Source organism: Pseudomonas sp. NFACC25, from assembly GCF_900100935.1.
Taxonomy (GTDB): Bacteria; Pseudomonadota; Gammaproteobacteria; order Pseudomonadales; family Pseudomonadaceae; genus Aquipseudomonas; species Aquipseudomonas marginalis.
The window spans coordinates 216362-228581 of the sequence record NZ_FMUC01000006.1 but is presented as its reverse complement, the minus strand read 5'-3'; the positions used below and the strand labels follow the sequence as shown (position 1 = coordinate 228581).

11 protein-coding genes are annotated in these 12220 nt (G+C 60.9%); 4 read left to right on the top strand and 7 right to left on the bottom strand.

Features of this window, described 5'->3' with window-relative positions; all coding sequences use genetic code 11:
- The first annotated feature begins 103 nt into the window (after window positions 1–103).
- The 4 genes from BLQ09_RS31305 (at window position 104) to BLQ09_RS16305 (ending at window position 4895) form a co-directional block, all read left to right on the top strand.
- Window positions 104–283 carry a DUF6026 family protein gene (locus BLQ09_RS31305; protein ID WP_256221270.1) on the top strand — a complete coding sequence of 60 codons (180 nt, stop codon included), beginning with the start codon at window positions 104–106 and terminating at the stop codon, window positions 281–283.
- Between the two features lie 160 nt (window positions 284–443).
- Window positions 444–2201, top strand: coding sequence for a phosphoethanolamine transferase CptA (locus BLQ09_RS16315; protein WP_092357821.1), 1758 nt, complete (start codon window positions 444–446; stop codon window positions 2199–2201).
- Window positions 2202–2315: 114 nt separating this feature from the next.
- Window positions 2316–4541: a TonB-dependent siderophore receptor gene (locus BLQ09_RS16310; RefSeq protein ID WP_092357819.1), complete on the top strand. Its 2226-nt coding sequence runs from the start codon at window positions 2316–2318 to the stop codon at window positions 4539–4541.
- A gap of 144 nt (window positions 4542–4685) precedes the next feature.
- Entirely contained in the window at window positions 4686–4895 is a 210-nt protein-coding gene (locus tag BLQ09_RS16305) for a hypothetical protein (RefSeq protein WP_027606458.1), read from the top strand.
- Between the two features lie 103 nt (window positions 4896–4998).
- Here BLQ09_RS16305 and BLQ09_RS16300 read toward each other — a convergent pair whose 3' ends face one another.
- The 7 genes from BLQ09_RS16300 to BLQ09_RS16265 all read right to left on the bottom strand — a co-directional run bounded on the left by BLQ09_RS16300 (window position 4999) and on the right by BLQ09_RS16265 (window position 12210).
- Window positions 4999–5490 carry a GNAT family N-acetyltransferase gene (locus BLQ09_RS16300; RefSeq protein WP_027606459.1) on the bottom strand — a complete coding sequence of 164 codons (492 nt, stop codon included), beginning with the start codon at window positions 5488–5490 and terminating at the stop codon, window positions 4999–5001.
- A gap of 173 nt (window positions 5491–5663) precedes the next feature.
- On the bottom strand, window positions 5664–6767 hold the full coding sequence (gene zapE, locus BLQ09_RS16295) for a cell division protein ZapE (protein WP_092357817.1): 1104 nt from the start codon (window positions 6765–6767) through the stop codon (window positions 5664–5666).
- A gap of 15 nt (window positions 6768–6782) precedes the next feature.
- A complete protein-coding gene (locus BLQ09_RS16290) occupies window positions 6783–7118 on the bottom strand; it encodes a nuclear transport factor 2 family protein (RefSeq protein WP_065927894.1) in 336 nt (111 codons plus the stop codon).
- A gap of 51 nt (window positions 7119–7169) precedes the next feature.
- Window positions 7170–7886, bottom strand: coding sequence for a helix-turn-helix transcriptional regulator (locus BLQ09_RS16285; RefSeq protein WP_092357889.1), 717 nt, complete (start codon window positions 7884–7886; stop codon window positions 7170–7172).
- Window positions 7887–8451: 565 nt separating this feature from the next.
- Window positions 8452–11109, bottom strand: coding sequence for an aminopeptidase N (gene pepN / locus BLQ09_RS16275; protein WP_092357815.1), 2658 nt, complete (start codon window positions 11107–11109; stop codon window positions 8452–8454).
- A gap of 13 nt (window positions 11110–11122) precedes the next feature.
- On the bottom strand, window positions 11123–11953 hold the full coding sequence (locus tag BLQ09_RS16270) for a DUF2797 domain-containing protein (protein ID WP_027606464.1): 831 nt from the start codon (window positions 11951–11953) through the stop codon (window positions 11123–11125).
- Window positions 11950–12210, bottom strand: coding sequence for a YeaC family protein (locus BLQ09_RS16265; RefSeq protein WP_027606465.1), 261 nt, complete (start codon window positions 12208–12210; stop codon window positions 11950–11952). Before BLQ09_RS16265 ends, BLQ09_RS16270 begins: the two co-directional genes overlap by 4 nt.
- Window positions 12211–12220 lie beyond the last annotated feature (10 nt).

Below are 12220 nucleotides of genomic sequence, written 5' to 3'. Positions count from 1 at the left end.
ATTGAAGTGGAAAAGAATTCAGAATTGCTTCCGACTGTTGCCGAGAACCTCGACTCAAGCGTTCTGGCACACCGCGACACACCGGCTATTTGCGAGGCAAGCAATGAGCACAGCACAGATGACCCGTCCTCCACAGACCCTCTACGTCACACTCCGTCGCGATGAATTGCGCCAGTTGAAAGACGAACGCGATCAGTTGCAGCTTGAGGTCATGCGCCTGCGTGCCCATATCATTCAAGCCCAGCTGGACCAGCCTTCCGGTGTGCAGCCCGCGCTCTGCTGAGCCCGTCATCACTTTGTAAGATAACGGCTACATAAATCTCACAAAGTTTTCACATGCCCTTCCCGATACTCCCGCCCCCAAGGGCCATCCCATGCAAGGGTGGCCTCTGTTGCGTGCAGCCCTGCGCGTCAACTGAAAAATTATCGGGTTGGAGCGCTGGATGGCGATGTTCGAACGCAGCAGCAAGTCTGCGAAAGGCTTTGATTGGGCCGGTCTTGCCTGGCTATTCGTGTTTTTCTGGTACTTCTCCGGCATTACCCAACTGCTGATCCAACTCAGCGGCACTTCCGGCTTCAGTGGTTTTCGCCAAGCCTTCTTCATGAGCGCGATATGGCTCGCGCCCCTGCTGGTATTCCCCCGCCGTACGCGCCTGCTGGCCGCTGTGATCGGCGTGGTGCTGTGGGCCTGTTCCATGGCCAGCCTGGGTTATTTCTTCATCTACCAGCAGGAATTTTCCCAAAGCGTCATCTTCATCATGTTCGAGTCGAACATCTCCGAAGCCGGCGAGTACGCCACCCAATACTTCGCCTGGTGGATCGTGCTGGCGTTCATTGCCCACACCGCCGTGGCTATTTTCCTGTGGACCCGGGTACGCCCGGTGTATTTGCCGCGCGGCCAGGCCCTGATGGCAGCCACGGCGATCCTGGTGGCGATCATCGGTTACCCGCTGGTCAAGCAGATTGCCCGCAGCGACACCCTGGACGACGCCATCGACCGCTTCGAATCGCGCATCGAACCGGCCGTGCCCTGGCAGATGATCGTTGCCTACCGCCGCTACACCGAACAGCTGGACAACATGCAGGGCATGCTCGACAGCGCCAGCCAGATCGCGCCCTTGACCAACCTCAAGGACACCATGGCCGGCCAGCCGTCGACCCTGGTGCTGGTGATCGGCGAGTCCACCAACCGTCAACGCATGAGTCTCTACGGCTATCCGCGCAACACCACGCCGGAACTGGACAAGCTGCGCGACCAACTGGCGGTGTTCGACAATGTCATCACCCCGCGCCCCTATACCATCGAAGCCCTGCAACAGGTACTGACGTTCGCCGACGAGGAGAGCCCCGATCTCTACCTCAAGACACCGTCGATCGTCAGCGTGATGAAACAGGCCGGGTACAAGACCTACTGGATCACCAACCAGCAGACCATGACCAAACGCAACACCATGCTCACGACCTTTTCCGAACAGGCCGACGAGCAGGTGTACCTGAACAACAACCGCAACCAGAACGCCCGCCAATACGACGGCGATGTACTGGAGCCATTCTCCAAGGCCCTGGCCGACCCGGCCGAGCGCAAGTTCATCGTGGTGCACCTGCTCGGCACCCACATGAGCTACCAGTACCGCTACCCACCGACCTTCGACAAATTCACCGACCGCCAGGGCGTGCCTGCCGGGATCAGTGACGATCAACTGCCCATCTACAACAGCTACGACAATGCGGTGCTGTACAACGATTTCGTGGTGTCGAGCCTGATCAAGGACTACGCCAAGACCGATCCCAACGGCTTTTTGCTGTACCTGTCGGACCACGGCGAAGACGTATTCGATTCCGCTGGCCACGCCACCCTGGGGCGTAACGAAGGCAAGCCGACAGCGCCGATGTACACCATTCCGTTCATGGCCTACGCCTCGCCGAAATGGCGTGAAACCCACGACTGGAAGTTTGCCGGCGACTTGCAACGCCCTTACAGCAGCTCGCAATTGATCCACACCTGGGCCGACCTCGCCGGGCTGAGTTTCAACGAACTGGACCGCAGCAAGAGCGTCGTGAGCGACAGCTTCACGCCGCGCCCGCTGATGATCGGCAACCCCTACATGCGCCCGCAAAAGGCCTTGATTGACTTCAGCCTGATCAAGCCCAAGAAGGTTAATCCGACCGATGTGGTCCTGCAGGAACCGCCGGCCTTGTAACAGAAAGATAACAATCATTCTCGTTTAGCCCTAAAGTTCCCCCGCTCCTTTCGTCTTTGAGCCAAGGCCTTCCCTTTCCGGGGTGGCCGCAAAGACGACAAGGAGTCTTCCGCGATGTTCGCGCCTTTTACCCGCTCCATGACCCTCACGCTCGGCCTGTGCGGCGCCGCCCTAAGCCCGGACCTGCTGGCTGAAACCGACCCCGAACACACCCCGCTCGAACTCGGCGCGACCAACATCTCCGCCGAAGGCCTGGGCGCCACCACCGAACACACCGGTGCCTACACCACCGGCTCGATGAGCACCGCCACCCGCCTGAACCTGTCGGTCAAGGAAACCCCACAATCGATCTCGGTGATCACTCGCCAGCAGATGGATGATTTCAATCTCAACACGTTGACCGACGTGCTGCGCCAGACCACCGGGATCAACGTCCAGCACAACGACTCCGACCGCGTGTCCTATTCCTCCCGCGGCTACGGCATCACCAACTTCCAGATTGACGGAATGCTCAATACCTTCGGCTACATGAAGTCCGACGCCGATACCATCATCTATGACCACATCGAGGTGGTACGCGGTGCCACGGGCTTGACCACCGGCGCCGGCGACCCCTCGGCCACCATCAATATGGTGCGCAAGCGCCCGACGGCCCAATGGCAGGCGAAAACCGGCGTCAGCGCCGGCAGCCATGACAACTATTACAGCTACGTGGACGTGGGCGGCCCGCTGGCGTTCGACGGCAAGCTGCGCGGGCGTACGGTGCTGGCCTACCGTGACAGCCAATCGTTCCGCGACAACTATGGCCTGCAGCGGGCGGTCGGCTACGGCATCCTGGAAGGCGATCTTTCCGACGATACCGTGCTGGCCGTAGGTTTCGATTACCAGAACAAGCAGGTCCAGGGCACCTCATGGGGTACCGTGCCGTACTGGAACAGTGAGGGCGGCAAGGCCGGACTGTCGCGCTCCACCAATATGGCGGCGCACTGGAGTTCCTGGCCGCTGACGGACAAGACCACCTTCGCGACCCTCGACCATCGGCTGGGCGGCGACTGGCACGTGAAGGCCGCCTACACCCATCGCCAGAGCGATACGGATGGCAAGGTGTACTACGGCGGCGCAGGCTTCCCCAACGATGACCGCAGCGGCATGACCGCCTGGGCGAGCCATATGCGCGGCACATCGAGAATGGAGGCCGTCGACCTCAACCTCGCCGGCAGCTATGCACTGCTGGGCCGCGAACATGCACTGATGATGGGCTATGGCGAGGCCACGCAGCGGGACGTCTCCCCCGTGATGCGCAGCAACCTACCCGCCGGCTATTACACCATCGAAGACTGGAAATACATGGGCGGGATCGCCAAGTTCGGCGACACCGTCACCGACCTCAAGGGCGAGCACAGCAGCAAGCAACAGAAGGCTGGCTACCTGGCCACGAGACTGAGCCTCACCGACCGCTTGCATGCAGTGCTGGGCAGCCGCTATGGCAGTTGGGAACTGAAAAGCGCGGCCCCCGAATACAACGCCAACGACCAACTGACGGCCACCAACAAGACCTCCCAGACCCACAATGATATGTGGACGCCCTACGCCGGCCTGCTCTACGACCTGACGCCGGAGTACACCGTCTACGCGAGCTATACCGACATTTTCAAACCCCAGAGCCTGCGGGATGCCAACAAGAAGTACCTGGAGCCCGTGGTCGGTAGCAACTACGAGGTGGGCCTCAAGGGCAGCGTGTTGGAGGAGCGCCTGAACCTGGCGGCGGCGTATTTCTGGAGCACCCAGGACAACGTCGCCGAGCGGGACGATTCGGTGGAGCGAAACCCGACCACCGGGGAGGAGTACTACAAGTCCGGCGGCAAAGGTAACAAGGTCAACGGCTTCGAATTGGAAGCTGCCGGGGAAGTCCTGCCCGATTGGAACCTGACGGCCGGTTATACCTACACCCATTCGGTCAACGGCTCGGGTAAACGCAACAACACCGGGCAGCCGCTGAACCTGCTGAGAGTGTCCAGCGCCTACCGTTTGCCGGGGGCGTGGCGCAACCTCACGGTCGGCGGCGCGGTGAACTGGCAGAGCGACATTTACGATTGGAGCAATCGACCTACAGGGGTACGCGTCGGCAACACACCGGTGACCGAACGGGCGAAGATCACACAACAGGCGTACACGGTGGTCAACCTGATGTCCCGCTATCAATTCGACGAGCACGTCTCAGCGTCGCTTAACGTCAACAACCTATTCGATAAAAAGTATTACGAACGCGTCGGCTTTTATAACGGCGTGTATTGGGGCGACCCACGCGCCATTACGCTGGCCTTGGACTGGAAGCTTTAAAGCCGGCCATCCGAAGTTAACGATATTGTTAACTTCGGATGTTTCTCGCGTTAATTCCCACTTAATAAGATCGCACCAGAATCGCCCCAAGATTCTGATCAAGGACAGAGCAGATAACCGATCACACTTAATGAGTAAACACAGATGAAACTCTCGACCTTGATGCTTGCCAGCCTGATGACCCTGGGCTCCGCCGCCGCATTTGCCGAAGGCGGCTCGGAGCGCTCGAAGGAGTTCTACAACAACTTCACCTTCACGCAGCAGACGCTTCACGGCACGACTGAACAAACGGCGTCCGCCAACGGCAAGACACCGAACACCAACACGACCGAACAGGAACAGCCCAAGAGTTAATTTAATCGTTAGTTAATCCGCAATACCCTCGGCCATTCCGCTCCGTTGGCAAAGGTTTATTGGGCGCCCTCTGCTGGCGCCCTTTTTTTTCGCCGGTTATTTATTAAAGCGGCTTGTTCCAGAACAACATGCGCCCATGGGCCGGATCAAACTTCGCATCATCAAAACCAAACTTGCGATACGCCGACTGGGCGACGGCATTACCTTCCAGCACCTCCAGGGTGATCTTGCAGCAACCACGCTGGCGGGCGATGTCCTCGACCTTCAGCAGCATTTTCTGGCTCAGCCCCAAGCCGCGAAACTCATTCATCACCACCACGTCGTGAACGTTGACCAAAGGGCGGCAGGCAAAGGTGGAAAACCCTTCAAAGCAATTCACCAGACCCGCCGGCTCACCGCCGACAAACGCCAGCACACTGAACGCATGGGGGCGCTTGGCCAACTCGGCCGGCAGTTGCTCCAGCAGGTCGGCTGGCAGGCTATGGCCGCCGCCCATGGGGTCTTCGGCGTAATGGTTAAGCACCTTGGCAATGGCTTCGGCATGTACAGGATTGGTGTAGCTGGCTTGCAGCACCAGGATATCTGGGGTGTCCATTTCCGTCCTCGATCACGACTACAAGGGAACCGGTTCCCTTTGAGGGGCACGATTGTAAGCGTGGAGTCAGCACCAGATGAAGGAGATTAACTACAAATGTGCGCCCGAAAGCGCGAAGGCTTTGGCACTAAAAAAACCCAAAGTGCCCATCCAGGGCTTTTTTCGTACAGGCCTCAGCCGAAGCGCTGCAGCTGCATTTCTTGCAACCGGCTCAGGGTGCGACGGAAAGGAAACGCCAGGTAACCGTCGGTATACAGGCGCTCCAGTGGCACCTGGGCGTCGATGAACAACGGCACCTTGCGGTCGTAGCACTCGTCCACCAAGGCGATGAAGCGACGCACACTGTCGTCGTGCACCGACAACTGCGGCAACTCGCGATCACCGGCCACCACGCGCTCGACCCCATCCTCGGTGCCGCGGGCAATCCGGCCTGGGCGCTGTTGCGCACTCAGGTTGGGCACGTCCCCCAACAGGATCGCCTTGAAGCGATCGCACAGCAGCATGAAATCCATTGCCGCCAGGGGTTGTTCGCAGAGGTCGGCATAGCGGCACCACAGCACGCTGTCACTGGCCTGCACGCACACGATGGAACGATGGCCGACGGTGACCGGGCCACGACTCACCGCCTGGCCTTCGGCCAATTGCGCGAACACGTTCGCCAGCGCATCGGGCTGGTTCACCCAATAGCGCTGCCGGCCCACGCCTGGATGCAAGCGATGATCCTCGCCACCGTCGACCGCCACCACGTGCATATGCCGACCGATCGCCGCAATGCCCGGCAGGAAGCGCTCCCGATTGAAGCCATCGGCATACAGCTGGGCCGGTGGTTGATTGGAGGTGCAGACCATCACCACACCTTCCTCGAACATGACCTGGAACAGCCGGCCGAGGATGATCGCGTCACCGATGTCACTGACGAACAGCTCGTCAAAACACAACACCCGCACCTCCCGGCTCAGCTCCCGCGCCAGGGCCTGCAGCGGGTCAGGGGTGCCGGTGAGCTGGAACAGACGCTGATGCACCCAGCCCATGAAGTGGTGAAAATGCTGACGCCGCGCGGGCACCCGCAGGCTTTGGTAGAACTGATCCATCAACCAGGTCTTGCCGCGCCCCACCGGCCCCCACAGGTAAACGCCAGCCACGGGCGAACGGCCTTGATGCAGGGCCGCATGACAGGCTTGCAGGGCATCCACCGCCCGGCGCTGGGCGTCGTCGGCAACGAAACCCTGTTGGGTAATGGCGTGTTGGTAAGCAGCGAGGGGCGAGTCGAAAGTCATGCCCGCGATTATGACCTACAGGGAGATGTCCAGCCGTGAAATCTTGCCCTGCGCGTCCAGGCGAAAGGTGTAGCGCAACTCCAGCGGGCTGCCGGGAAAATTGCCGGAGACCACATTGCTGACCAGCACCTTGCCGGTACGGTGCTGCACCTTGAGCACCTCGACACGCGGCTGGTAGCGGCGCCCGGTGTCTTCCATCCAGCGTGCAATGGCGGCGGTGCCCACCTGGTGCTGGCCTTCATCGAACACATTGGCATCGTCGGCAAAACACTGGGCAATGACCGAGGTGTCGCGGGTATTGGTCGCCGCGATATAGGCCGCGATGGCGGGGGCCAATTCAGGCTGGGACATGGCAAAGCTCCTTTTCAGGTGGTTGTAACAGCATGCTAAGCCAGGGGTGTGTCAGTTTTTGTCAGGAGTGAACGGCCCGGATTCATTCTGCTCCATCAGCTTGCGCCAGGCCCGCAGCCAGTCGCTGCGCCGCCCCGGATAACGTTCGCCGACGACCTCGGCACTCGCCACGCGGTCGGTGCGAAAGGTGCGATACGCGCCGCGCAGCTCACACCAGGCCACGATCACCCGCACTTCATTGAGAAACCCCAGGGCCAGGGGCCAGATCAGGCGTTGACTCTGGGTCTGGCTGGCATCCGCGTAGTCGATCTGCAACTTGTCCTGATGCCGAATCGCTTCGCGAAATACATCCAGCGGCACGCGGTTTTCCGGGTAGCCAAACCCTGGCGGGCCGGGCAGCAACGTCGGGTTGCGCAAGGCTTCCTGCGCCGCCGGGTCGAGCACATCGGCGATTTTCGCCAAGGCGTTGGCGGCGGCACGGCTGAGCACGTCATCGCCGCGCTGGTCCACATAACGCAAGCCCAGCACGATCGCTTCGGTTTCTTCAGCGTTGAGCATCAAGGGCGGCAAAAACAGGCCGCTGCGCAGCACATACCCTACCCCGGCCTCGCCGAAAATCGGCGCGCCCAGGGCGGTCAACTCGGCAATGTCGCGGTACAGCGTACGCTCGGACACCTCCAATTGCGCCGCCAGCACGGCGGCGGTCACCGGGCGTTTCTTGCCCCGCAGGGCCTGCAACAACGTCAGTAAACGAGTGGTACGCGACACGTTGATCCTGCCGAAAAACAAAAGAGCTGCAGATTAGCAGAGCACCCTGTCAGAAAATGTCAGCAGGAAAACAGCCCCGATCAGACGAGCCCCGTCATTTAAGGAAGAACACTGCACTTGTGGCGAGGGAGGTGCCACTACCTCTTCGACGTAGCGCTGTCGCGCAGCAAACTGGGACCTCTGTGGCGAGCGGGCTTGTCGAATCGTCGCACCGCCCGCGCTGGGGCGCGAAGCGCCCCTGATGGAGACAAATGTGGTGTATCAGACACTCCTCTGCGCCTGGTTTTGGGGCTGCTGCGCAGCCCAACGCGGGCGGTGCGACGATTCGACAAGCCCGCTCACCAAAAAAATGCGCTCGCCTGAAATTATTTATGCAGGACTCAAGACTTCAGTGTGAAATTTTATCCCTTTAAAATCAGTGAGTTATTTTAAGCTTGATAAGAGCTTGCTCCCGTCCGGGTCGCGAGCGCCCCCAAAAGAGGGGACTGCTACGCAGTCCAACGGGAGCAAGCTCCCTCGCCACAGGTTACCCGTTGCACGTTCTATCGCTTACCTGGCCGGCGCTTTAAGCAAGACTCTTGCTGACCACCTCGAACACATCGCTGGACAACTCACCCGACCCACGAATGCGCTCCAGCTCCGCCTTCATCAACGCCTGGCGCGCGCCGTCGTATTTACGCCAGCGGGTCAGCGGCGCCAACTGGCGCGAAGCGATCTGCGGGTTGAACGCATTCAACTGGATCACCAGGTCCGCCAGGAAGCGGTAGCCCGAACCGTCGGCGGCGTGGAAGTTGATCAGGTTCTGCCCGGCAAACGCGCCGATCAGTGCACGCACTTTGTTCGGGTTCTTGAGCGTGAACGCCGGGTGCTCCATCAACGCCTTGACCCGCTCCAGCCCGCCCGGCAACGGGCTGCCGGCCTGCACGCTGAACCACTGGTCCATGACCAACGGGTTGTCCTTGAAGTTCTCGGCAAATACCGCCAGCGCCTGGGCCTTCTCCGCTTCGAACGGCGAGTTCACCAGCACCGCCAGCGCGGTCAGGCGCTCGGTCATGTTGTCGCTGGTGTCGAACTGCTCAAGGGTCGCCGCCAGCACTTCGGGCTTGCCGCTGAGCATCAGGTACGACAGCGCGATGTTCTGCAAGGCCCGCCGGGCGAAGTGCTCGGCCGCCGCCACGTAAGGCGTCTGCTTGGACAGTTCGCGGTTGGCCTGGTAACGCAACCACAGCGGTTCATGCAGGTTGTCAGCCAGTTGCCTGCGAGCAAACTCACGCGCGGCGTGGATGGCATCCACGTCCGCGACGTCGCTGATTTCCGTCAGGTAGGCTTCGCCCGGCAACGACAGCATTTCCGCAACCATGGCCTGGTCCAGGCTTTCGTCGCTCAACACACTGCGCAAGGCCGTGATCAGGCGCTGGTCCATCTGCAACGCCTGGCCCTGCTGATGCTGGCCGATCAGTTCCTGCAACACCTGCACCGACAGCTGCTGGCCCGCATCCCAGCGGTTGAAGCCGTCGCTGTCGTGCTGCATCAGGAACATCAGTTGGTCGCGGTTGTACGGGAAGCTCAGTTTCACCGGCGCCGAGAAGCCACGCAGCAGCGACGGCAACGGCTGTTCGGCGATGTCGACGAAGGTGAAGGTTTGCTCGGCTTCGGTCACCGAGATTACGCGGGACGTGGCGCCGGCCGTGGCTTCACCGGCCAGGCGCAAGGCGATGCCCGCGCCCTGCCCGTCCAGCAGGCCCAGTTCGACCGGGATCACGAACGGCAGTTTCTCGACCTTGTCCGGGGTCTGCGGGCAGCTCTGGCGGAAGGTCAGGCTGTAGGTCTTGGCCGCAGCGTCGTAGGACTCGCTCACCGCCAGGCGTGGCGTGCCGGCCTGGCTGTACCAGCGTTTGAACTGGCTGAGGTCGGCGCCGTTGGCGTCTTCCATAGCCTTGATGAAATCGTCGCAGGTCACGGCCTGGCCGTCATGGCGTTCGAAGTACAGGTCGCTGCCTTTGCGGAAGCCTTCGGCACCGAGCAAGGTGTGGATCATGCCGACCACTTCCGAGCCTTTTTCGTACACGGTCAAGGTGTAGAAGTTGGAGATCTCGATAAAGCTGTCCGGGCGAACCGCATGGGCCATGGGGCCGGCGTCTTCGGCGAACTGGTGGGTACGCAGGTAGGCCACGTCCTGGATGCGCTTGACCGTGGCGGAGTTCATGTCGGCGGAGAAGCCCGAATCACGGAACACGGTAAAGCCTTCCTTCAGCGACAGCTGGAACCAGTCGCGGCAGGTCACGCGATTGCCCGACCAGTTGTGGAAGTATTCGTGGGCGACGATCGCCTCGACCCGCTGGTGCGCGGCGTCGGTGGCGGTTTCGGCGCGGGCCAGCACGGCGCTGGAGTTGAAGATATTGAGGCCCTTGTTCTCCATGGCGCCCATGTTGAAATCGTTGACCGCGACGATCATGAAGATGTCGAGGTCATACTCGCGGCCGTAGGTTTCTTCGTCCCAGCGCATGGATTTTTTCAGGCTGGTCATGGCGTGCTGGCACTTGTCGATATTTTCCGGCTCGACGTAGATGCGCAGTGCCACTTCACGCTGGGTCATGGTGGTAAAGCTGTCTTCGACACACCACAGGTCACCGGCCACCAGCGCGAACAGGTAGGCGGGTTTCTTGAACGGGTCTTCCCAGGTTGCCCAGTGACGGCCGTCTTCGCCGGGGCCGCTGGCAATCGGGTTGCCGTTGGAGAGCAGCACCGGATAGCGGTGTTGCTCGGCGATCACGGTGGTGGTGAAGGTGCTCATCACGTCGGGGCGGTCGAGGTAATAGGTAATCTTGCGGAAGCCCTCGGCCTCGCACTGGGTGCAGAACATGCTGCCGGACTTGTACAGGCCTTCCAGGGCGGTGTTGGTTTCCGGGTGGATGCGCACGCTGGTGTCGACCGTGAAGGTCTCGCGGGTCGGATGCAGGGTCAGGTGGCTGTCCGTCAGCTGGTAGTCAGCCTCGCTCAGTTCCTGGTCGCCGAGGTTGACGGTCAGCAACTCCAGTTGCTGGCCGTCGAGTACCAGCGGCGGCAGGCCGGCGCCACGCTCGGGGTTACGGCGCATTACCAGCTGCGCGTGGACCAGGCTGTGGTCCTCGAACAACTCGAAGGTCAGGTGCGTCTCTTCGATCAGGTAGTCCGGCGCCTGATAGTCCTTCAGGTAAATCATCTTCGGTTGTTCGGTGCGCATGGGTGGCATCCTTCTACTGATGCACGGCGAGCTGGTAGGCCGTGTACTTACGAATATTGATAACGCCGGTGTCGAAGATCAGGTATTGGCCCTTGATCCCCAGCAGCGTGCCTTCGGCAATCGGGTTCTTGTCCAGGTTGAAGCTGACGATCTTGGCTGGATACTGCTCCACCGGGTAGCGGATTTCCAACGGTTCGAGGTCGGTTACCGGTTGGATGGCCTGCAGGCCGAAGCGTTCCTGCAATTGCAGCAGGCCATCGGCGCAGGAGGCGAACAACTCGTCGCGCACCTGCTTGAGGTCCACCGCCACCGCGTCGCCCTTGAGCAACGCACGCCAGTTGGTCTTGTCCGCCACCTGGCTACGCAATACATCCTCGACAAACCCGGATTGCTGGCGCGTCGCCACGCGCATGATCGGCAGCGCCTGGCTGGCGCCCTGGTCCAGCCAACGCGTCGGCAATTGGGTGGCACGGGTGATGCCGACCTTGATGCCCGACGAATTGGCCAGGTACACCACGTGATCGGTCATGCAGAATGTCTCGCCCCAGCCCGGATCGCGGCAGGTGCCGGCGTCGTAATGGCAACGCTCGGGGCTCATGATGCACAGGTCACACTGGGCCAGCTTGGTCATGCACGGGTAGCAATAGCCCTGGCTGAAGCTGGTCTTGGTCTTGCGGCCGCAATGGCTGCAATGGATGGCACCGAGGTATTCCAGGCGCACATGGGTGCCGATCAGGGGGTTGACCGGCACCTCGGTATCGCCCAGGCGAAACGCATATTGAACGGTCGGTTCACCGAGTTGCGCCGACATTTTGCTGACTGCACCGCGACCAATTTCAATCAATGGATCGCATCCGACTTGAACAGGATGTTCGGCACGGTGGTCGACTTCGACTGGCATTCCTGCGGGCCCATGTAGCCGGTGCGCTGGTCTTCCGGCAGGTTCTGGATCTCCCAGGCGATCATGGCCTGCAGGGACAGCTCGCGCTGCTCGGCACTGAGCTTGCGGCCATCGGACCACTTGCCGATTTCCACGGCGAGCTTGAGGCTCGCGTAGATGTCCGGGGTGATGTTTTCGATCATTTCAGCAAAAGACGACATGTGAACAACC